General features: G+C 65.2%; 18 protein-coding genes. 7 read left to right on the forward strand and 11 right to left on the reverse strand.

Translation table 11 applies throughout. The features are described from left to right. Positions 1-66: 66 nt before the first annotated feature. Positions 67-261: a hypothetical protein gene (locus QX070_RS00330; RefSeq protein WP_315733794.1), complete on the forward strand. Its 195-nt coding sequence runs from the start codon at positions 67-69 to the stop codon at positions 259-261. A 146-nt stretch (positions 262-407) separates the two neighbouring features. Here the strand turns inward: QX070_RS00330 and QX070_RS00335 are convergent, their stop codons facing one another. Genes QX070_RS00335 through QX070_RS00355 form a run of 5 tightly spaced genes read right to left on the reverse strand, consistent with a single transcriptional unit; the run spans position 408 to position 5,820 of the window. Continuing rightward, positions 408-1,898, reverse strand: a complete 1,491-nt coding sequence (locus QX070_RS00335) for an ABC transporter substrate-binding protein (RefSeq protein WP_315733796.1) — start codon at positions 1,896-1,898, stop codon at positions 408-410. A gap of 34 nt (positions 1,899-1,932) precedes the next feature. Then, on the reverse strand, positions 1,933-2,985 hold the full coding sequence (locus QX070_RS00340) for an oligopeptide/dipeptide ABC transporter ATP-binding protein (protein WP_315733798.1): 1,053 nt from the start codon (positions 2,983-2,985) through the stop codon (positions 1,933-1,935). Beyond that, on the reverse strand, positions 2,982-3,992 hold the full coding sequence (locus QX070_RS00345) for an ABC transporter ATP-binding protein (RefSeq protein WP_315733800.1): 1,011 nt from the start codon (positions 3,990-3,992) through the stop codon (positions 2,982-2,984). Before QX070_RS00345 ends, QX070_RS00340 begins: the two co-directional genes overlap by 4 nt. Beyond that, a complete protein-coding gene (locus tag QX070_RS00350) occupies positions 3,989-4,861 on the reverse strand; it encodes an ABC transporter permease (protein WP_409998139.1) in 873 nt (290 codons plus the stop codon). Before QX070_RS00350 ends, QX070_RS00345 begins: the two co-directional genes overlap by 4 nt. A gap of 8 nt (positions 4,862-4,869) precedes the next feature. Further along, the gene (locus QX070_RS00355) at positions 4,870-5,820 is read right to left on the reverse strand and encodes an ABC transporter permease (protein WP_315733804.1); all 951 of its coding nucleotides are present in this window, start codon (positions 5,818-5,820) and stop codon (positions 4,870-4,872) included. Between the two features lie 213 nt (positions 5,821-6,033). On the opposite strand from QX070_RS00355, the gene QX070_RS00360 reads away from it, so the two are divergent. The 3 genes from QX070_RS00360 to QX070_RS00370 are packed head-to-tail and all read left to right on the forward strand — an operon-like array spanning position 6,034 to position 9,306. Beyond that, positions 6,034-7,377, forward strand: a complete 1,344-nt coding sequence (locus QX070_RS00360) for a GH1 family beta-glucosidase (RefSeq protein WP_315735647.1) — start codon at positions 6,034-6,036, stop codon at positions 7,375-7,377. Positions 7,378-7,380: 3 nt separating this feature from the next. Continuing rightward, positions 7,381-8,361 carry a glucokinase gene (glk, locus tag QX070_RS00365; protein WP_315733807.1) on the forward strand — a complete coding sequence of 327 codons (981 nt, stop codon included), beginning with the start codon at positions 7,381-7,383 and terminating at the stop codon, positions 8,359-8,361. Between the two features lie 6 nt (positions 8,362-8,367). Beyond that, positions 8,368-9,306 carry a 1-phosphofructokinase family hexose kinase gene (locus QX070_RS00370; protein WP_315733809.1) on the forward strand — a complete coding sequence of 313 codons (939 nt, stop codon included), beginning with the start codon at positions 8,368-8,370 and terminating at the stop codon, positions 9,304-9,306. Here QX070_RS00370 and QX070_RS00375 read toward each other — a convergent pair. Then, positions 9,266-10,393, reverse strand: a complete 1,128-nt coding sequence (locus tag QX070_RS00375; RefSeq protein ID WP_315733811.1) for an SbmA/BacA-like family transporter — start codon at positions 10,391-10,393, stop codon at positions 9,266-9,268. The two genes, QX070_RS00370 and QX070_RS00375, sit on opposite strands and share 41 nt — an antisense overlap. Before the next feature lie 174 nt (positions 10,394-10,567). Here QX070_RS00375 and ppsA point away from each other — a divergent pair, with 174 nt between their 5' ends. Next, positions 10,568-13,021, forward strand: a complete 2,454-nt coding sequence (gene ppsA / locus QX070_RS00380) for a phosphoenolpyruvate synthase (RefSeq protein ID WP_315733813.1) — start codon at positions 10,568-10,570, stop codon at positions 13,019-13,021. 13 nt (positions 13,022-13,034) lie between these two features. On the opposite strand, the gene QX070_RS00385 is transcribed toward ppsA, so the two are convergent. After that, positions 13,035-14,468 (reverse strand): lysophospholipase, encoded by a 1,434-nt coding sequence (locus QX070_RS00385; RefSeq protein ID WP_315733815.1) that lies wholly within the window; start codon positions 14,466-14,468, stop codon positions 13,035-13,037. A 223-nt stretch (positions 14,469-14,691) separates the two neighbouring features. Next, the gene (locus QX070_RS00390; protein ID WP_315733817.1) at positions 14,692-15,717 is read right to left on the reverse strand and encodes a histone deacetylase family protein; all 1,026 of its coding nucleotides are present in this window, start codon (positions 15,715-15,717) and stop codon (positions 14,692-14,694) included. A gap of 444 nt (positions 15,718-16,161) precedes the next feature. On the opposite strand from QX070_RS00390, the gene QX070_RS00395 reads away from it, so the two are divergent. Then, on the forward strand, positions 16,162-17,499 hold the full coding sequence (locus QX070_RS00395; protein ID WP_315733819.1) for an MFS transporter: 1,338 nt from the start codon (positions 16,162-16,164) through the stop codon (positions 17,497-17,499). Between the two features lie 127 nt (positions 17,500-17,626). Here QX070_RS00395 and QX070_RS00400 read toward each other — a convergent pair whose 3' ends face one another. After that, positions 17,627-17,905: a hypothetical protein gene (locus QX070_RS00400; RefSeq protein WP_315733821.1), complete on the reverse strand. Its 279-nt coding sequence runs from the start codon at positions 17,903-17,905 to the stop codon at positions 17,627-17,629. A 359-nt stretch (positions 17,906-18,264) separates the two neighbouring features. Between QX070_RS00400 and QX070_RS00405 the strand changes: the two genes are divergently transcribed. After that, positions 18,265-19,113: an outer membrane protein gene (locus QX070_RS00405; RefSeq protein ID WP_315733823.1), complete on the forward strand. Its 849-nt coding sequence runs from the start codon at positions 18,265-18,267 to the stop codon at positions 19,111-19,113. A gap of 215 nt (positions 19,114-19,328) precedes the next feature. Here the strand turns inward: QX070_RS00405 and QX070_RS00410 are convergent, their stop codons facing one another. After that, entirely contained in the window at positions 19,329-19,718 is a 390-nt protein-coding gene (locus QX070_RS00410) for a helix-hairpin-helix domain-containing protein (protein ID WP_315733824.1), read from the reverse strand. Between the two features lie 77 nt (positions 19,719-19,795). Next, positions 19,796-21,133, reverse strand: coding sequence for a nicotinate phosphoribosyltransferase (locus QX070_RS00415; RefSeq protein ID WP_315733825.1), 1,338 nt, complete (start codon positions 21,131-21,133; stop codon positions 19,796-19,798). Between the last annotated feature and the right edge of the window lie 7 nt (positions 21,134-21,140).

A 21,140-nucleotide genomic window follows, 5' to 3' on the forward strand; every position in this document is an offset into this window, starting at 1 on the left:
GTCACTGCCATGCCGCGGCGATAGTGGCAAAATTTGACACCTAAGGTTGCGTTTCGGGGAGAATCGATGCGATTTGAGAATTCAACCGACGAAAGTCTGTTGGCCTATTATGAGAGTATCCGAAAGCAAGTTGCCGCTGATAGTCGGATCGGGGGACCCTATCGGCTCATCGGAGACCGGGCCAAGCAATACGCCCAGGAGCTTCAGGCTGAAATGCGACGACGGCAGATGCGCTTTACGCCCATCGAATGGCCGAACTGATCTGTAGAATTAATGGTGTCGTTCGTGGAGAGATACCCGTCACGCGACCGCACATATGGATGGACCGGCGATGCCCTCTTCCACAAGGGGAGAGGGCACCGCATTGCGCAGGAATTATTTCGCAGCCAAGCAAAACGGGCTCACGATCATTCCCACGACCAGCTCGCGAAATCGTTCTCGAACTGAGGCACGTCCTTCCAGACGCCCTTCAGCTTCTTGTTGATCACCGTGATCCACTGCGGCTGGAACAGGAAGCCGGCGGCCGCATCCGTTGCCAGCATGCGCTGGGCGTCGCCGAGCAGCTTGGTGCGCTCCGCCTCGTTCGGCGTGTCGACGATCTTCTGATACAGCTTGTCGAAGGCCTCGGACTGATAGCCGAAGTAGTAGTTCTTATCGGTGAACTTCACGAGATCGAACGGCTCGACATGCGAGACGATGGTCAGGTCGAAATCATGCGGTCCGTTGAACACCTGTGACAGCCACGCCGCCCATTCGAGATTCTCGATCTTGGCGACGATGCCGACCTTGGCCAATTGAGCCGCGAGCACCTCGCCGCCCTGGCGCGCATAGGCCGGCGGCGGCAGCCGCAGCGACAGTTGCAGCGGCGTGGCGATGCCGGCTTCCGCCAGCAGCTTCTTGGCCTTCTCCGGGTCGTAGGGATTGATGTCGGTGGTGTCGACATAGCCGAGCGAGCCCGGCACGTAGAAGCTTCCGATCGGCGTACCCAGGCCGTCGACGGCGCCTTCGATCATCGCCTTGCGATCGATCGCGGCAAGGATCGCGCGGCGGACGCGGACGTCGTCGAGCGGCTTCTTCTTGTTGTTGATGGTGACGATGGTCTTCGCCTTTGAGCCGCCGATCAGCACGGTGAAGCGCGGGTCGGACTTGAACTGCGGCAGCGTGCGCGCCGACGTTCCGCGCGGAAAGGCATCAACGTCGCCCGACAGCAGCGCCGCTACCTGCGCCGCCGGATCGGAGATGAAGCGGATCGTCACCTTGGACAGCTTCACGGCTGCGGCGTTGCGATAGTCCGGCCATTTGTTCAAGCTCAGGGACGAGCCCTTGGCCCAGCTACCCAGCGTGTACGGCCCAGTACCGACCGGCTGCGTCGCGTTGGTCGGCGCGCTCTTCGGCTCGACGATCGCGGCTGTGGCCTGTCCGAGCAGGAACGGCAGGTTGGGCTCGGAATATTTGAGCTTGACCTCGATCGTCTCGGCATCGGGCGCGTTGACCGCCTCCATCGCCTGGAACAGCGCCTTGTCCTTGTTGGTGCTGTTCGCGGCGCCGGCGCGCTCGAACGAGAACTTCACGGCGGCGGAATCGAACGCCTCGCCGTTCTGGAATTTCACGCCCTTGACGAGCTTGAAAGTGTAGCTCTTCAGATCCGACGAGGCCTGCCAGCTCGAGGCCAGCAGCGGCGACACCGAGCCGTCCTCGTTGATCTTGGTCAGCGTCTCATAGACGTTGTAGAGCGTGACCTCGGCGATGGCCGCGGCGGCCGCGCTGGTCGGATCGAGCCCCGGCGGCTCCAAGGTCATGCCGACGACGACGCTGTCCTTCTTGCTTTGTGCCGAGGCCGGCACAGCGGTGGCCGCGACGAGCGCGGCCAATGCGACGATGGATAGTCTTTTCAACATTGTTCGTTTCTCCCGGACGGAACCAAGTTACGCGTCAAAGCGGCTTCGAGACAAGAGGCTGGTGTTCTGCGGCGACGAGCGCCGGCAGCGCCATCACGCTTTCCGCCTTGTGGCAGGCAGCGGAATGCAGCCCCGTGAGCGCCCGCAGGGAGGGTGCCGTCGCCCGGCACTGGACATCAGCGAGTGGACAGCGCGGCGCGTAGGCGCATCCGGCCGCGCCGAGGGATTGCGACGCGATCGCGACGCTCTCGCGCCGGCGCCGGATCGCGCCGGCCTGCGCCCGCGGCACGGCGTCGAGCAGCGCCCGGGTGTACGGGTGCGCGCACTGGCCGAACAGATCCTCGGGCCGTCCGCGCTCGACGATGCGCCCGAGATACATCACCGCGACCTCGTCGCAGAGATAGTCGACGACTGCCAGATCATGACTGATCAGCACATAGCTGAGGCCGAATTGCTCCTGCAGGTCCTGCATCAAATTGAGCACCTGCGCCTGCACCGAGACGTCGAGCGCGCTGACAGGCTCGTCGGCGACGATCAGCTTCGGCTGCGTGATCAGCGCCCGCGCGATCGCGATGCGCTGACGCTGGCCGCCGGAGAACTCGTGCGGATACTTGTCCATGTCGGCGTCGCGCAATCCGACCTGCCGCAGCACCGTTGCCACGCGCGTGCGCAGGCTGTTGCGATCCGGGCTTTCCAAGGCGGTCAGCGGCTCGGCGACGATGCGCGCGATGATCTGGCGCGGATCGAGCGATCCATATGGGTCCTGAAACACCATCTGGAAATCGCGACGGGCCCGCCGCAGCTCATCCACCGAGAGGCGGTTGAGATCGCGCCCGGACATCAGCACCGATCCCGATGACGGCCGCTCCAATGCCATGATCAGCCGCGCCAAGGTCGACTTGCCGGAGCCGGACTCGCCGACGATGCCGAGGCTCTTACCCGGCATCAACGTCAGCGACACGCCGTTGAGCGCGAGCACCTGGCCCGGCGGCCGCAGCAGGCTCTCGCGCGGCAGCGTATAGCGCTGCACAAGATCCCTGACCTCGAGCAGCGGCGTCTCGCCAGCTCCTTGCGATGCCGTGCTCAAGCGACAACTCCCACCGGATCACGCGCAAGCGCGACATCGGTCCGGATGCAACGGACGCCATGACCGATGCCGATCTCGATCGCCGGCGGCAGCGCCGCGCGGCAGGCGTCGACGACCAGCGCACAGCGATCGGCGAACGGACAGCCGGCCGGCAGATCGGCGAGCTCCGGCACGGTACCGGCGATGGTCGCAAGCCGCGTACCCTTGCGGGCCCCGAGCCGCGGCCGCGCGCGGAACAGGCCCTGCGTGTAGGGATGGCCCATGCGCGAGAACACCGCATCGGTGCTGCCGCTCTCGACCACCGTGCCGCCATACATCACGATCATACGCTGCACATTCTCGGCGATGACGCCAAGGTCATGCGAGATCAGGATCATCGCCATGCCCTGCTCGGCCACGAGATCGGCGATGAGGTCGAGGATCTGGCGCTGGATGGTGACGTCGAGCGCGGTGGTCGGCTCGTCGGCGATGAGCACGTCGGGCTTGCAGGCCAGCGCCATCGCGATGGTGACGCGCTGGCGCTGGCCGCCGGAGAACTGGTGCGGATAGGCGTCGTAGCGTCGGGTGGGGTCCGGCAGACCGACGCGGTCGAGCAGCGCGATCGCCTGACGTTTCGCTTCAGTCGCGGAGCAGCCGGTATGTCGCTGCAGCGGCTCCGCCACCTGGTGGCCGATCGTATGCATCGGGTTGAGCGCGGTCATCGGCTCCTGAAAGATCATGCTGATGCGGTTGCCGCGCAGCTTGCAGTAATCGGCATCGGGCAATCCGACCAGCTCGCGGCCATCGAGCTTGATGCTGCCGCTGACGACAGCGCTGTCAGGCAGAAGCCCGAGCAGAGCGAGCGCCGTGATCGACTTGCCGCAGCCGGACTCGCCGACGATGCCCAAGGTCTCGCCGCGCCGGAGCGCGAACGACACCTCGCGCACCGCTTGCGCCGGGCCGCGGCTGGTGTTGAGCCGGATGCCGAGACCGCTGACATCGAGCAGAGGTTGATCGCTCGCCATCATCGCTGCCTCGCCAGCCGAGGGTCGAGCAGATCACGCAGGCCGTCGCCGAGCAGGTTGAGGCCGAGCACCGCGAGCGCGATGGCGGCGCCGGGGTACACGGCGAGGCTCGGCGACTGGAACAGCAAGGTCTGCGCATCGTTCAGCATGCGCCCCCAGGACGGCTGCGGCGGCTGGGTGCCCAAGCCGAGATAAGACAGCGCCGCCTCCGCCAGGATCGCCAGCGCAAACTGGATCGTCGCCTGCACGATCAGGATCGACAGGATGTTCGGCAGCACGTGCTCGATGGTGATGCGGAAGCGGCCCTTGCCGGCAGCGCGTGCCGCCAGGATGAACTCGCGCGCCCAGACAGCACCGGCCTGGCCGCGGGTGACGCGCACGAACACCGGGATCTGGAAGATGCCGATCGCGGTGATCGAGGTCACCATGCCCGGGCCGATCACAGCCGCCAGCATGATCGCCGACAACACCGCCGGAAAGGCGAAGGTGAAATCGCTGAAGCGCATGATCAGCTCCTCGGTCCAGCCGCGCTGCGCGGCTGCGATTAGGCCGAGGCAGACGCCGCAGGTGAGACCGATGCCGACGGCGATGATGCCGACCAGAATGGTCGCTCGCGCGCCGACCAAGAGCAGCGAGACGATATCGCGGCCGAGCACGTCGGTGCCGAGCCAATGCGCTGATGACGGCGGCCGCAGCTTCGAGGCGACGTCGATCTCATAGGCCGACCACGGCGTCCACACCAGCGACAGCAGCGCAGCGCCGAGCACCAGCAGACACAGCAGCGCGCCGACGATGAAGCTGCGATGGCGCAGCGCGCGGCGCCAGAACGCGCTCGGCGCGGGGGCCGTGCCGGCTGCGGCTTGAACGATCACGGACGAACTCACAGCTCGTGCACCTTGATGCGCGGATCGATCACCGCATACAGCACGTCGACCACGAAGTTGACGACGATCACCATCGCCGCCAGCAGCATGACGCAATTGCGCACGACGATGAGATCGCGATTGGCGATCGACTGGAAGATGAGACGCCCCAGGCCCGGCAGATAGAACACGTTCTCGATCACGATGGTGCCGGCCAGCAGGTTTGCGAATTGCAGGCCCATCACGGTGAGCACCGGGATCATCGCGTTGCGCAAGACGTGCTGCCACAGCACCTCACGCTTCGTCAGGCCCTTGGCGCGCGCGGTCCGGACGAAATCCTCGCGCAGAACGTCGAGCACCGCAGAGCGCGTCACCCGCGCCAGGATCGCGGCCTGCACCACCGCCAGCGCCACGGCCGGCAACAGCAGCGCGCGCAGCCCCGGCCAAGTGCCGTCCTCCCAGCCGGGGAAGCCGCCGGCCGACAGCCATTGCAGCTTCACCGCAAACAGGAGGATCAGGAGGATCGCGAACCAGAAGTTCGGCAAGGCGATGCCGATCTGGGTCAGGGACATCACGCCGACATCGCCGAGGCGGTTGTGATTGGCGGCCGTGTAGATGCCGGCCGCGAGCGCCAGCACGGTCGTGAGTCCCATGGCCAGGATCGCGAGCGGAATCGTCATCGCCAGCCGCTCGCGGATCAGTTCGGCCACCGGCGTGCCATAGGCATAGCTGTTGCCGAGATTGCCGCTCAGCATGCCGCCGATCCAGTGCAGGTAGCGCCAGGCCAGCGGCTGATCCAGCCCGAGCTTGACCGTCAGCGCCCTGACCGCGTCGGGCGAGGCATCCGCGCCCATCAGCATCTGGGCGGCGTTGCCCGGGAGCGCGTCGAGCACCAGGAATATGATCAGCGACGCGCCGACGAGGGTCGCCAGCAAGGTCAGGCAGCGCCGCAGCAGAAAAACGCTCATTCGCGCCGGGACTCCAGTTTTCGGCGGCCGCACGTTCCACAGCTTTCGGCTCCGATGCAAGCCTGTTGCCTGCATGATTGCCATTGCCCGGCGCAGGACATCTTCGCAGGCCACACCGGCCACGGTATCGTCGGCTTGATCCCGGTCAACGGCGGAGCGCCGGCGACCGCCATCATGCGGCTGATCGCAACAACGCAAGGGCCCCTCTCGATCATGACCATCCGTCCGAGCTTTCTCTGGGGTGCCTCGACCTCGGCCTTCCAGATCGAGGGCGCAGCCCATCTCGACGGCCGCGCCGACAGCATCTGGGATGTCTTTCTGCGCGCGCCGGGCCGCACCAAGACCAACGACACGGCCGAGACCGCATGCGACCATTATCATCGCTACGCCGGCGACGTGGTGCTGATGCAAGAGCTCGGCCTCAACGCCTATCGCTTCTCGATCTCCTGGCCGCGGGTGCTGCCGCAAGGCCGCGGCGCGGCCAACGAAGCCGGCCTCGCCTTCTACGACCGCCTGATCGACGCCCTGCTTGCCGCTGAGATAGAGCCGTGGCTCTGTCTCTACCACTGGGACCTGCCGCAGGCGCTGGAGGCGCTCGGCGGCTGGCAGAACCGCGACATCGCCGGCTGGTTCGCCGACTATACCGCGCTGGTCGCGCGGCGCTATGGCGACCGGGTCAAGCGCTTCGCCACCTTCAACGAGCCCTGCGTGTTCACGCTGTTCGGCTACGGCCTCGGCTGGCATGCCCCTGGCTTGGCCGACAAGACGGCGCTGCACAAGGCGATCCATCACGTCAATCTCAGCCATGGCCGCGCCGTCGACGTGCTGCGCAAAGACGTCGCCGGCGCCTCGATCGGCGCGATCCACAACCGCCAGCCCTGCTATCCCTGCACCAGCAAGCCGGCGGACGCTGCAGCGGCGCTGCGGCTCGCAGCCTATTGGAACGACGCTTTCCCGTTCCCGCAAGCGTTTGCCAGCTACCCGCCGGAGCTGGCGGAGGCCGTCGCGCCATATGTCGCGCCCGGCGACATGGCGCAGATCGCACGGCCCGTCGACTGGTTCGGGCTCAACCACTACTCGCCGCATTACGTGAGGGCTGACACCAACCTGATCGGGGCGAGCTTCGGGCCGGCGCCCGACACCGTGCCGCGCAGCGCGATCGGCTGGCCGGTCGTGCCCGGTGCGTTCCACGACACGCTCCTGGATATCCACCAGCGGTTCCAGCTTCCGATCTACGTGCTTGAAAACGGCACCGCAGCTGCCGACGTCCTCGGCAATGATGGCCAGGTTCATGACGTGGACCGGATCGCCTATCTCAAGGCCTACACTGCCGCCATGGAACAGGCGATGAAAGAAGGCGCCGACGTCCGCGGCTATTTCGTGTGGTCGCTGCTGGATAATTTTGAATGGGGGGCGGGCTATTCGCAGCGTTTCGGCATTGTCTATGTCGACCACACCACGCAGCGTCGCATTCCCAAGGCGTCTGCGCGATGGTATGCGGACATGATCGCGGCCCACCGGACCTCCGACGGGCCGTACAACCGGGCGGAAGACTGAGGCATGAGCGATCGCGTTCTTCTGGGCGATATCGGCGGCACAAATGCGCGCTTCGCGCTGCTCGACGATGGCGTGGTCGGCGAGGTCGAACACCTGAAGGTCGCGGACTTCGCCACCATTGCCGATGCGATTACCGCGTTCCTGTCGCGGCACGCAGAAGGCGGAGCCCCCTCCGCGGCCGTGCTCGATATCGCCGGGCCGATCGAGCGCAATCGCGGCATGCTGACCAACAGCACCTGGGCCATCGACGGCGCCGAGCTGGCCGCGCAATTCAATCTCCGCTCGGCGAAGCTGCTGAACGATTTCGAGGCCGTCGGCTGGTCGCTGCCGGCGCTCCGGCCGGATGATCTGTATCCGCTCGGCGGCAGCGCGGCCGTCGCCGGCGCGCCGATGCTGGTGATCGGCCCGGGCACCGGGTTCGGCGCGGCCTGCTATCTGCCGGGCGGCGGCCGTCCCACGGTTGCCGTCACCGAGGCGGGTCACGCCACCTTGCCGGCCACCACCGCGCGCGAGGCCGCGGTGCTGGCCAAGATGCGCGAGCACTTCGGCCATGTCTCGATCGAGCGCGCGCTGTCCGGCAGGGGTCTCGAAAACGTCTATCATGCCATCGCGGCCGTCGACGGAGCCTCGGTGCCGAAGCGCGACGCCGCCGCCATCACCAGCGCCGCGCTCGACGGCAGCTGCGCCACCAGCCGCGCCACGCTCGACATGTTCTGCGCCTGGCTCGGCGCCGTCGCCGGCAACCTCGCGCTCACCTTCTGCGCCCGCGGCGGCGTCTACATCGCCGGCGGCATCCCGCCGAGGTTTCCGGACTACTTTGCCAAATCCGATTTCCGCCGGCAGTTCGAGAGCAAGGGACGCTATGACAGCTATCTGCGGCCGATCCCGGTGCACATCGTCACCAAGCCCGACATCAGCTTCCTCGGTCTCAAATCGTTCTTCGAGGCCAGCATTACCGCGAGCGGCGGCTCCCCGACGCACTGAGATCGAATGAGCGACATCGTCACGATCACGCCGAACCCGGCCGTCGACGTCTCGACGACCGTCGAGAAAATCGTGCCGGTGGCCAAGCTGCGCGGCACGACGCAACAGCGAGATCCCGGTGGTGGCGGTATCAACGTCGCCCGTGTCATCGCCCGCCTCGGCGGCGACGTCACCGCGCTCTATCCGGTCGGCGGTCCGACCGGCCTGCTGCTGAAGCAGCTCGTCGAGAAGGAAGGCGTCGCCAGCCGCACCTGGGCGACGGCCGAGGACACGCGTGAGGACTTCTTCGTCCAGGAGCGCGTCAGCGGCCAGCCCTATCGCTTCATCCTGCCGGGTCCGACGCTGACCGAGGCCGAATGGCAGGCCGGCCTTGCCTTGCTCGCAGCCCAGGATCCTTTCCCCCGCTTCGTCATCGGCAGCGGCAGCCTGCCGCGCGGCGTCCCGACCGACTTCTACGCGCGCGCTGCGACGCTTGCACGATCACGCGGCGCGCAATTCGTGCTCGACACCTCGGGTCCAGCTTTGGCCGCGGCGGTTGCCGGCGGCATCGACCTGATGAAGCCGTCGCTGCACGAGATGCAAGAGCTGGCCGGCGGCGCGCTGCCCGATGCAACGGCGTGGGAGAAAGCCGCCCACGCGCTGGTCGCGAGCGGCAAGGCCGGCACCGTCGCGCTGACCATGGGTCATCTCGGTGCCCTGCTGGTGACCCGCGACCGCGTGCTGCGCGCTCAGCCGCTGACGATGGTGCCGGTCAATGCAGTCGGCGCCGGCGACAGTTTTCTCGGCGCGCTGGTCGCGAAGCTCGCCGCGGGCGAGTTGCTCGACGACGCGTTTCGCTTTGCGGTCGCCGCAGGTGCTGCGGCGCTGCTGCGCACCGGCACCGCGCTGTGCGATCCCGCCGACGTCAGCCGTCTGCAGGCTGACGTGCGGCTCGAGACGGCGTGACATCGCTCTCCGCATCACCGTTGAGCCGATCGAGCGAGAGCAGCAACCCGCCGACGCGCTCCAGCGACGACATCCACTCGGCGAGGCGGTTGAAATTGTCCACCATCCAATTGAACGACCCCTGCACCAGCGTGAACGCAGCGGCTGCCTGGGTGAGTTCGCCCAGGGTCATCTGATCGCCGAGGAACTTCGGCGCGCACAGCACGAGGCCGATGATCGGCGCGAGCAGCGTATTCAGATGAGACACCAGGGTGTTGCGCATCAGCTGCCAGCACAGCCGCTTCCATTGCTGGATCGTGCGGTCGAGCGCCATCCACAGCCCGGCAATGACGCTGCGTTCCTCCTGCTTGGGCGCGATGCCTTCGCCGATGTCGCGCAAGTGATGGGCCGCGGTGATCAGCTCCGACTCGGCCTGGTTCTTGGTCTGGATGACGCGCGTGAGCGGCGAACCGACCCACAGCATGGCCCCGGTCACCAGCCCGGAATAGATGACGACGCTGACCACCAGGTAGCCTGGAATCCACAACTGCTGCCCGCCCACGACGAAGCCGATGGATCCGCCGACCTGCCACAGCACCTGGACGAACACGACCGCCGTCAGCAGCGAGGAGATCACACTGACCACGAAGTCGATCGGCGCATCGGTGGCGATGCGGACGTCCTCGGCAATGCGATACTCCGGAATCTTCAGATCGCCCTGCACCGTCGCGAGCCGCGCATAGCGGTCGTTCTCGACCCAGTAATTGATCACCTTGGCGCTCAACCATTGCCGCCAGCTGCGTTGCATCACCATGCGGCCCCACACCGAGACGATCGCCAGCACGACGCTCGCCAGACAAAGCGGAATGAGCAGAGCGGCCTGCTGCCGCAGCCGCGTCGGATCGCGGCCCTCCAGCGCGTCGAAGAAATCCCTGTTCCAGTAATTGAAGCGGAACTGCACGTAGAGCTGGAGCACCACGAGGACGACCAGGGCGACGCAAAGCAGCCAGACCCGCCACGCCGTCGATCCGAGCCAGAATTGCCGCGCCGTGAGCCAGAATCGCGACCATTCGCGATTGCCGTCCTCGTTCTGGTCGTCGGAGATCATTGGTGATCCGGATGGAGGTGATCGATGGGTTTTAGCAAACATCCTCGCCTATGGTGGAACCGTTGTCATCCCGCGATTTAAGGAGCTCGCGGAGCGCCCTGCTTGATCTTGCGCAAGGCAGCCGCCGCCCGCCGCGACAAACTGACGTTTGCGTTGCGATGCGGGAGATGACCGATGACGGCACCTAGCTATATCCGCTGGTTCAAGGATCTCCGCATCGAGGACGTGCCGGGCGTCGGCGGCAAGACGGCGTCGCTCGGCGAGCTGTATTCGGCGCTGGCGTCGCACGGCGTGCGCGTGCCCAACGGCTTCGCACTGACGGCGGCCGCCTATCGCGATGCGCTGCGCGCGGCCGGAGCCGACGACGAGCTACGGAGGCTGCTCGCCGGCCTCGACAAGCGCCGCATTGCCGACCTCGCCAAGCGCGCGGCGAAGGCCCGCGCGATCGTGTTCGCGGCGACCGACCGTGACGACCTGCGCCACGAGGTCGCAGAGGCCTACAAGCAGTTGGAGCAGGAGTATGGCCGCGGCGTCGCGGTTGCCGTGCGCAGCTCGGCCACCGCCGAGGACCTGCCGAATGCGAGCTTCGCAGGCCAGCACGAGAGCTTTCTCAACATTCGCGGCGCGAAGGATCTGTTCGAGGCGTGCCGCCGCTGCTTCGCCTCGCTCTATACGGACCGCGCGATCTCCTACCGCATCGACAACGGCTTCGACCACGACAAGGTCGCGTTGTCGGTCGCCGTGATGAAGATGGTGCGCTCGGACCGCGCCGCGAGCGGCGTGATGTTCTCACTCGACACCGAAAGCGGCTTTCGCGATGTCGCCTTCATCACCGGGGTCTACGGCCTCGGCGAGACCATCGTGCAGGGCACGGTCGATCCGGACGAATTCTACGTCCACAAGCCGACCTTCGCGGCCGGCTTCCGCAGCGTGCTGTCGCGCCGGCTCGGCGCCAAGGACAAACGGATGGTCTATGCCAAAGCCGGCGCAAAGCCCGGCGCGCGCAGTCGTGGCCCCACGACGCGCACCGAGGCGACGCCGCCGGCTGACAGGGCGAAATTCTGCATCAGCGATGCCGACGTGCTGGAGCTCGCGCAGGCCACCATCGTCGTCGAGGAGCACTACTCGCAGAAGGCCGGCAGGCCGACACCGATGGACGTCGAATGGGCCAAGGACGGCCGCGACGGCGCGCTCTACATCATCCAGGCGCGGCCGGAGACGGTGGCCTCGCAGCGGCGGCCCGAGGCGATCGAGACCTACGTTCTGAAGAAGACCGGCAAGGCGCTGGCAACCGGCCGCGCCGTGGGCGAAAGGATCGCCACCGGCAAGATCCGCCTGATCCGCACTCCCAAGGATCTGAACGCGTTCCGCCCCGGCGAGGTGCTGGTCGCCGCATCGACCAGTCCGGACTGGGAGCCGGTGATGAAGACCGCGGCGGCGATCGTCACCGATCATGGCGGCCGCACCTGCCATGCCGCGATCATCGCCCGCGAGCTCGGCGTGCCGGCCGTGGTCGGCACGGAGGATTTCAGCAAGCACGCGAAGACCGGAACGACCGTCACCGTCTGCTGTGCGGAGGGCGATGCCGGCCATGTCTACGACGGCGCACTGCCGTTCGATGTCGAGCGCCTGGCGATCGACAGCCTGGAGAAGCCGCGCACGGAGATCATGGTCAATCTCGGCAATCCCGAACTGGCCTTCAAGACCGCGCTGCTGCCGAACGATGGCGTCGGCCTCGCCCGCATGGAGTTCATCATCAACCAGGCGATCGGCATCCACCCGATGGCGCTGGCGACGCCCGCAAAGGTGACCGCGGCAAAGGACCGCGCGACGATCAAGCGCCTGACTGCGCGCTACAAGAAGCCCGCCGACTTCTTCGTCGAGCGGCTGTCGGAAGGCGTCGGCACCATCGCCGCGGCGTTCTACCCACGACCGGTGATCGTGCGCCTCTCAGACTTCAAGACCAACGAATATGCCAGCCTGATCGGTGGCTCCGATTTCGAGCCGAAGGAAGAGAACCCCATGCTCGGCTTCCGCGGCGCCTCGCGCTATGCGCATCCCGCCTACGCCGCCGGCTTCGCGCTGGAATGCGCGGCGTTGAAGCGCGTGCGCGACACGATGGGGCTCGCCAATCTGAAGATCATGATCCCGTTCTGCCGCCGCGTCGAGGAGGCGCGCAAGGTGATCGCGGCGATGGCCGGGCACGGCTTGGTGCGTGGCGAGAACGGGCTCGAGATCTACATGATGTGCGAGATCCCGAACAACGTGATCCTGATCGACGAGTTCGCCAAACATTTCGACGGCTTCTCGATCGGCTCCAATGATCTCACCCAGCTCACGCTCGGCGTCGACCGCGATTCCGATATCGTCGCGTTCGATTTCGACGAGCGCGATCCCGGCATGCTGGCGATGCTGAGGATGGCGGTCGAAGGCGCGCATCGCAACCGTCGCCATGTCGGCATCTGCGGCGAGGCGCCGGCCAACTATCCCGAAGTGGCGCGCTATCTGGCCGAACTCGGCATCGATTCGATCAGCGTCAATCCGGCGAGCGTCGTGCGCACCATGGAGATCGTCCGCACTGCGGAGCGGGAGCTTGCCTCGCGCACGCCGCAGGCGCTGGCGAGCTGATCATGGCCGAAGCTCAAGAGCTGGTCTTGAAGAAGTCCAGCACGGTCGAAGCGCCGCCCATGACGTCGCCGCCGCCATAGAGGCTTGCCAGGAACGTGCCGCGATGGCTGGCGCCGGTGACCGCTGTGCCTTGCGCAAAGCGGCCGTCGGCCGCCAGCGGCATCTTGACTAGGCTCGGCGGCAGCGCCTCGTCGAGAAGGCCGTAGTAGAACCGCATCGGGGCGTCATAATCCCAATAGGTCGAGCTGTTGCCGGCCAGGCGGCGGAGGAAGCGGCTGTTGGTCTCGTGGGTGAAGCGCTCGAAGAAGCCGTCGACCAGCAGGTCCGAGGGCTGCGGCACCGACCTGCTGAACGTCTCGTCCATGCTGTAGTCGGCCCAGTATTTCTCGGCCAGCGCGAGGTGTTGCGGCTTGATCGCGGTCTTGAACAGGTCGCCGAGCCGGTAATACTGGCGATAGCTGCCCAGGAGGACGATGACGCACGGCGTGATCCAAATCGGCTGCTTCGGATAGGTGCTGTCAGTCGACGCGCTGCCCGGTTCGGCCGACACCCAATAGCGCATCGAATCCGCAAGATTATTGAACGGACTTTGCGTTGCGCTCGCCGCCACCGCGACGCGCCGCCGCTGCAGCTCCTGGCCCAGCCATTGCGTGTTCAAGGCACCCTGCGACCAGCCGTTCAGGAACAGCCCGGTCTTTCGCAGGCCGAGATGATCGAGCGCGAGCAGGCCCGCGTTCAGCACGTCCAGGCAGCACTGCACGGTCGCGTCCTTCACCGCATAGGCCTCGCCTCGCCCCCGGCGATACGGTCCCTTGCCGAGATAGTCGGCCGCGATCAATGCAAAGCCGTTGCCGACCAGGCGCTGGACGTTGAACAGCGTCTCGATCGAATCGACATTGTCGCGCGGTTCGTAGTTCGGATCGGCCAGTCTGACGAGATTGGACGGGACCTGATCGAACGACAGGATGGTGCCGTGCTGCCACGACACGACCGGCAGTGCGCCCTTGTGATCGGCGGGCAGCGCGAGCAGGCCGCTGACCTTGACGCGCTCACCGGTCTCGGGGACGCGCGTGTAGGTCGTCAGCCGGCGCAGTTCGACGTCGACCCGCGCCCCGTGCTTCTCGGCCGAGAATGGCGGCAAGATATTGTGCTCATTGAAGACGGCGTGGAGCTTCGCTGCAAGCGCATCGAGCCGGTCCTTGCTGACCCGCACCGGCCGGCCGAGGCTTGCGCCGTCACGTGGTTGCGCGATCACCGGGCCGGCTGAGAACGATACGGCCGCAGCGCCGAGGCCGAGGCCGGCTGAGGCCAGCAGCCTTCGGCGGGATGGCCGGCCGGCCAAGGCTGCAGAGCCGAGCTCCGGCCCGGTCAGTTTGGCCATCGGCTGGGCCAACGCCTCTTCGGATCCCGCGACCAGGGTATCCAGGCCGATCATTCGCCGCTTCATCACGTCCCTCCGAGCCGACTACAGCCGAAGGTAGTTCGCAAAGCCTAGCACTTGTTAAATGGTGCAGCAATCGGACCTGAATGTTTCGACAGTCGGCCGCACTGTCGAGCCTGAAGCGGCCGCGTCGCGGCTCGCCTCCGCACGTCAAGCGCAGCCATGCGAATGATTTGCGATGGCGTTCTCGGCGCACACCAGGAAGAGATCACGAGGAGGAGATGAAGGCTTACCGCGCCGCTTCGAAACCTCCGAGCACTGCGGTCAGGTTCTGGCCGAGAATGTCCGAGAGGTAGCCCCCCTCCTGCACGAACACCGTGGGCAGGCCGAGCCGCGCGATCGCGCCGCCGATGCGGCGGAAACCCGGCGTCGTCACGGAGAGCCCCTTGAGCGGATCGTGCTCGGAGGCATCGAGACCGAGCGCGACCACGAGCGCGCCGGGCGCGAACGCATGGATCGTCTTGGCCGCGGTCTCGAACGCCTTGAGATAGGTGTCGTCGCCGCTCTTCAGCGGCAGCGGAATGTTGAGGTTGGCGCCAAGGCCCGCGCCTGCGCCGCGCTCATGCGCATAGCCCCAGACGAACGGGTAGTAATGCGTGGGGTCGGCGTGGATCGAGATGGTGAGCACGTCGGGCCGCTCGTAGAAGATGCCCTGCGTGCCGTTGCCGTGGTGGACGTCGACGTCGAGGATGGCGACCCGCTCGTGGCGCTGACGCAGATGCGCGGCTGCAATGGCGGAGTTGTTCATGAAGCAGAAGCCCGAGGCCATGTCCCGATAGGCATGGTGGCCCGGCGGCCGGCACAGCGCATACGCCGCATCCTCGCCATCGAGCAGCAGTTGCGCCGCGGTCGCAGCCACGTCGGTCGCGGCGCAGGCGCCTTCCCACGTCCCCGGCCCGATCGGCGCCGAGGTATCGGTCGTGTGCCAGCCCAGCCGCCCGACGATGTGCGTCGGATAGGTGGCGGCATTGCGAACGGGATGGATGTTCGGAATCATCTCCGCACCGGCATCGCCGAGCGCGGCCCACGCGTCCCACGCCTCTTCCAGGAAATTGAGGTATTCCGGACTGTGCACGCGCGCGCGAGCTTCCTGGCCGAAATGAATCGGCGCGACCAACTCGTGATGGCCGGCCTTCAATCCCGCAAGCAGACGATCCGCCCGCTCGGGCTGCTCGGTGGTGCGCTTGACGACGCCGCGCACCAGATAGAATTGCGGATCATGGCTGCGATGCAGCTCGGTGTAGACGGCCTTCACGCGCAATGGCTCCTGTTCGCTTGCACCGACGATTGTGCACGCAGTAGCAGCCGATACAAGCACAGATGGTTCGCACGTCCATTGGTCCGTGGGCGGCTTCCAACCGGCGGAACGGACCGCTGCGCTTCGCATCTTGTCGGCAGCGAATTTGCCGGGATCCAGGCGATCCGGCGCGTGAGGCGCGGTGGATGTGAGGAGAGATCCGCTCCGCCATGCTGGCGGTTGCCGCGACGGCCGTCGGAATGCGCCACGAAATCTGAAAAACTCGACGGGCAATCCTGATCGGCTCCTGCGCGTATGGTCAGGAGAGAAGCCTTTGCCCGGCATGGAGACCCCGGGATTGATCCAAAATTTGGATCGATCGATACAGGCTTCGGTTTGGACCGCGGCCCTCCCTCTCCTCTAGGACAGTTCTCGAGGAACGTGACAAGAGAGGTGGCGTGCATGAGCGCAATCGTAACCACGGCCGAACTGCGCCGATCGCGCGTGCGGCTGCTTATCGTGACCATGCTGTTCCTGGTCACGACCGTGAACTATGCCGACCGCGCGACCTTGTCGATCGCAGGACCTTCGCTGTCCAAGGAGCTGCATCTCGATCCCGTGGCGATGGGCTATGTGTTCTCCGCCTTCGGCTGGTCCTATGTGCTCGCGCAGGTGCCGGGCGGCTGGCTGCTCGATCGCTTCGGTTCGCGCTGGGTCTATGCCTGCAGCATCGTGATCTGGTCGATCTTCACCATGATGCAGGGCTGGATCGGCTTCTTCTCCGGCGCCGCCGCCGTCACCGCGCTGTTCACGCTGCGCTTCATGGTCGGTCTCGCCGAGGCACCGAGCTTCCCGGCCAATGCCCGCATCGTCGCCGCCTGGTTTCCGAGCAGCGAACGCGGCACGGCGTCGGCCTTCTTCAATTCGGGGCAGTACTTCGCGACCGTGATCTTCGCGCCGCTGATGGGCTGGATCGCGCACGCGTTCGGCTGGCGCCACGTCTTCACCGTGATGGGCGCGCTCGGCATCCTCATGGGCCTGATCTGGATCAGGACCATGTACGGACCGAAGGAGCACGCGAGCGTCAACCAGGCCGAGCTCGACTACATCAAGGACGGCGGCGCGCTGGTCGACATGGAGGGCGCGAAAGACGCCAAGGCCGCCTCCGGTGGTCCGACCTGGTCGCACATCGGACAGTTGCTGTCGAACCGCATGATGCTCGGCGTCTATATCGGCCAGTACTGCATCAACACGCTGACCTATTTCTTCCTGACCTGGTTCCCGGTCTATCTGGTCAAGGAGCGCGGCCTGTCGATCCTGCAGGCCGGCTTCATCGCCACCCTGCCGGCGCTGTGCGGCTTCATCGGCGGCGTGCTCGGCGGTTTCATCTCCGACGCCATCCTGCGCAAGACGGGATCGCTGACGCTCGCCCGCAAGATCCCGATCGTCGGCGGCATGCTGCTGTCGATGGCGATCATCGGCTGCAACTATGTCGACGGCCAGGCGCTGGTGGTCGGCCTGATGGCGCTGGCCTTCTTCGGCAAGGGCATCGGCGCGCTCGGCTGGGCGGTCGTCTCCGACACCTCGCCGAAGGAAGCCGGCGGCGTCTCCGGCGGCCTGTTCAACACCTTCGGCAACCTCTCCAGCATCACCACCCCGATCGTGATCGGCTACATCCTGTCGGCCACCGGCTCGTTCAACGGCGCGCTGGTGTTCGTCGGCCTCAACGCCCTGGTCGCGGCGTGTGCCTACTTGCTGATCGTCGGCAAGATCCAGCGCGTCCAGCTCCGAACCTCCTGAGCACCACGCCGCGCTTCGCGTGGTCTCGACTCCAACGGCGGCCCCCCGGCCGCCGTTTTCTTTGTCGGCGCCTCGCTGCCATTCCAGGGCGACGCGCGATAGCGCGGTGGAATGGCGCAGGTGGCGTTCAATTGAACAGCCAATCGTCGACATGCATGAGCACTAATACGCTATTCCCTGCCACAACGAGAAATATGCAAAGCCAGAACACCAAGCCAAAAAAGTACATCTTGGGCTGCACGTCACGATCGTAGACGGCGCCACGACCAAGCAGCCGCCCAGTTCGCAGGGCGGTCCAGACGATCGGACCTCCGAACCAGAGCAGCACCAAAGGAAACACGGCAAAGCCGGCAAGCATGATTTTCAGAGCCATCAGAAGCAACCCAGACGTGGTGGAACCGGACACGATCTCATCATCTCAACCCGCCGATCAGCGGACAGGCCTATCGAGCCGAGCAAAGGGAGCGCGGGGAAAGTTGCCCCGGCACACGCCACAAGGTCCCCCGCCCCCGGCGCGATAGGCGCCCCCGAAACCACGGTGATCCCCAGCAATGGACTGCGGCTCCCGGCATCTCGGCGTTGTTAGGTGAGCAATGTATCCTTAATCCAAGGTCGCGCGATGAATGAGCTTCATACTTTACAACATACAACCTGTGGTTAAAATGTCACGATGGGTTGAAATTTACATACGAAACAACCAGACGTTATTGCCCACGGACCCGCGCACCGAATAGCATGGCTCGGGTCTGGTGGTGGGAGGCAACGATGCGTAACGCATCCATCGCAATCATTTCTGCTGTTTCAATCCTTCCATTTGCGCAGGCCGCGTCGGCGGCCGATCTGCCGCTAAAGGCCCCGCCCCGCGCTGCGCCGCTCGCCGTGTTTAGTTGGACGGGATGCTATGTCGGCGCGAACCTCGGCGGGGGCCAGGTGAAACACAACCTGACGACCGACGCGCCTCCGTTCCCGCCCAATCTCATCAGTGGCATTGCAAGAACGGCAATCAACAATGCCGGTCTGGCGAGCTCGAGTCACACCGGCATTACCGGTGGAGGACAGGTTGGATGCAACTGGCAGCCAACAACGGCAGGCTGGTCGCACCTGGTCTTGGGTATCGAGGGCGATTTCAACGGCATTGATGGCAACGTGTCGCGAAACACTGGCAATGTTGTCGAGCCGGTATCGGGGAGAACGGTTGCATCAGTCGACCACATTGGTATGAATTGGTTCGCCACGGTCCGAGGGCGCGTTGGCTGGGCCTTTGACCGATTCATGATCTATGGCACGGGCGGCGCGGCGATCGCCAATGTCGACGCATCAAAGAGATTTGCGTGGGATTTTGCCGACGGCTGCCCGATCGTGAACGGCTTGAATGAATGTCATGTCGGCGGCCGCAGCAGCACCCGTGTCGGCTGGACAGCCGGCGGTGGCGTCGAATGGGCATTCCGAGACCATTGGTCCGCGAAGGCTGAGTATCTCTACGCCGACCTCGGCAACTTCTCCTATTCGACTTTCAATAACGCACCCGGATTTGGCCCCCCTGGACAAGTAGCCAACCATACGGTGAGCACGAAACTCCAGATCGTTCGCGTGGGCATCAACTATCGCTTCTAGCGGACTACGTTGAATGCGTACTGAACTCGCAGAGCAACAATGGCGCTCCTTGGCGGTGCCGTTTGTCAATTGATTGCACTGTCACTGCCCCCGCAGCTGGTCCATCAACAGCGCGTACGATCTAGCGGCAAGTGGTTGGTCCGCTTATGGCACGAAACGTCGGTCCCCCGAATGGAGGGCGTATTTCCGAAGCTGGAGGTACACCGTCTGTACCATCACCCGACCGGCAACAGCCGGATTTGATGATTCTCTCTGCGGGGAAGCTGATGCGGCGCTTCGTTGAGCAAGAGCTTCTGCTCGCTCTTGGGCCCGAGCCCGGGAAGCGCCGCAATCTCACCGAGGTCACCCGGCAGCTCGCGCCTGAGCCGGTCAAGCACATCGAACTTGTGCGACGTTACGATGGCCTCGATCTTGCCCGCGAGGTCCTTGCCGATCCCAGGTAGCTCGGAGAGATCCTCGCCAGCCTTCAGCAGGCTGGTGATGCTCTTGGGCAGGCGCTCGATCAGGCGGGCTGCGTTACGATACGCGCGAGAACGGCCCTTGACCTCCAGGAGATCCGCGGTCTGGTCGAACATCTTGGCAATTTCGGCATTCTGAACCGGCATAGGCGCTCTCCACGCCTTCTAGGCGCACACCGGGCGTTCCGCTCTTGATACAGATGACGAGAATTAGCCGCAGCAACCTACTTCGTCTTCAAGTCGACAGCAGCGGCCAATTCTCGGAGCCGTGCCGCCACATGGACCGGATAGGACGAGCCGACCTGGAGTCCCTCAAGAGCTCTCGGCAGTCGCCCCAATTGAGTCCGGGCGTAGGCGCGGATATCCTGGAGCGAGGGCTGATGCGTGACCGGACGCCCTTGTTGCAAGACAGGGACGATCAGGGCTTCTCCCTCTCGGACATCATCTTCCGTCGAGAGCACGTCGGATGTCATGTGGCCGTCGGGATCATAGCGACGCCACACCTGCTTGCGGCCCGGCCAAGTCGCTTTGCCGGTCGAACGCTTTCGCCGCGGCGTGCCTGCATACTCTTGTAGCTTATAGGCGCAGTCGAGGGCGGGGGCATCGGAGGATGTCGCCAGGCTGGTGCCGATCCCGACACCGTCGATGGGGGCGGCCTCGCAAGCAAAGGAAGACAGCGCTTCTTCGTCGATGCCGCCGCTGACGAAAATGGTCACGTCCTCGAGATCGCCCTCATCAAGGATCCGCCGGACGCTTCTCGAGAGCGCCACCAGGTCACCACTGTCGATCCGTACTCCACGGATGGAAATGCCAAGGGCCCGCAGCCGGGGAGCCAAGGCCACCACCTTTCTGGCCGCCATCTCCGTGTCATAGGTGTCGATCAACAGCACGAGATCCTCCGGTCTTGCTCGCGCAAAAGCTTCAAACGCTGCCGTCTCGTCATCGAACGATTGGACGAACGAATGCGCCATCGTGCCATAGGAAGGGATTCCAAAGCATTTCTCGGCGAGAACGGTCGCAGTCCCGGCAAAGCCCCCGATATAGCTGGCGCGGGCTGCCAAAAGACCGGCTTCCGCGCCATGAGCCCGGCGCAGCCCGAAATCGACCAACAGCTTGTTCGGCGCGAGCAGCGCCATGCGGGCGGCCTTGGACGCGATCAGCGACTGGAAATGCAACAGATTGATCAAGCGGGTCTCGACGAGCTGAGCCTCGGGGAGAGGCGCCGTGACGCGGAGGATAGGTTCGTTGGCGAAGAATACCGTGCCCTCCGGCATGGCGTGGACATCACCGCTGAAGCGGAAATCCGCGATATAATGGATTAGGCTCGCGCTGAACCGGCCGCTTCGTACCAGCCAGCTCAGTTCGTCGTCGGAAAAGCGCAGACCTCGCAGGAACTCGAGCGCCTGCTCCAGACCGGCCGCCACCAGGAAGTTGCGCTGGGCCGGCAGCTTCCGGACGAAGAATTCGAAGACGGCGGTCTGCGTCTGGCCCGCTTCCAGATACGCCTGCACCATGTTCAGTTGGTACAGGTCCGTCAGGAGCGCGCTTGACGACGTATTCATGAGCAAC

It is taken from the genome of Bradyrhizobium sp. SZCCHNR1093, from assembly GCF_032381175.1.
Lineage (GTDB): Bacteria > Pseudomonadota > Alphaproteobacteria > Rhizobiales > Xanthobacteraceae > Bradyrhizobium.

What these genes read in the sequence shown, in the direction of transcription:
- QX070_RS00330 (WP_315733794.1), top strand. Translation starts at nt 67, where the DNA reads ATGCGATTTGAGAATTCAACCGACGAAAGTCTGTTGGCCTATTATGAG.
- QX070_RS00335 (WP_315733796.1), bottom strand. Translation starts at nt 1,898, where the DNA reads ATGTTGAAAAGACTATCCATCGTCGCATTGGCCGCGCTCGTCGCGGCC.
- QX070_RS00345 (WP_315733800.1), bottom strand. Translation starts at nt 3,992, where the DNA reads ATGATGGCGAGCGATCAACCTCTGCTCGATGTCAGCGGTCTCGGCATC.
- QX070_RS00355 (WP_315733804.1), bottom strand. Translation starts at nt 5,820, where the DNA reads ATGAGCGTTTTTCTGCTGCGGCGCTGCCTGACCTTGCTGGCGACCCTC.
- QX070_RS00360 (WP_315735647.1), top strand. Translation starts at nt 6,034, where the DNA reads ATGACCATCCGTCCGAGCTTTCTCTGGGGTGCCTCGACCTCGGCCTTC.
- glk (WP_315733807.1), top strand. Translation starts at nt 7,381, where the DNA reads ATGAGCGATCGCGTTCTTCTGGGCGATATCGGCGGCACAAATGCGCGC.
- QX070_RS00370 (WP_315733809.1), top strand. Translation starts at nt 8,368, where the DNA reads ATGAGCGACATCGTCACGATCACGCCGAACCCGGCCGTCGACGTCTCG.
- QX070_RS00375 (WP_315733811.1), bottom strand. Translation starts at nt 10,393, where the DNA reads ATGATCTCCGACGACCAGAACGAGGACGGCAATCGCGAATGGTCGCGA.
- ppsA (WP_315733813.1), top strand. Translation starts at nt 10,568, where the DNA reads ATGACGGCACCTAGCTATATCCGCTGGTTCAAGGATCTCCGCATCGAG.
- QX070_RS00385 (WP_315733815.1), bottom strand. Translation starts at nt 14,468, where the DNA reads ATGAAGCGGCGAATGATCGGCCTGGATACCCTGGTCGCGGGATCCGAA.
- QX070_RS00395 (WP_315733819.1), top strand. Translation starts at nt 16,162, where the DNA reads ATGAGCGCAATCGTAACCACGGCCGAACTGCGCCGATCGCGCGTGCGG.
- QX070_RS00405 (WP_315733823.1), top strand. Translation starts at nt 18,265, where the DNA reads ATGCGTAACGCATCCATCGCAATCATTTCTGCTGTTTCAATCCTTCCA.
- QX070_RS00410 (WP_315733824.1), bottom strand. Translation starts at nt 19,718, where the DNA reads ATGCCGGTTCAGAATGCCGAAATTGCCAAGATGTTCGACCAGACCGCG.
- QX070_RS00415 (WP_315733825.1), bottom strand. Translation starts at nt 21,133, where the DNA reads ATGAATACGTCGTCAAGCGCGCTCCTGACGGACCTGTACCAACTGAAC.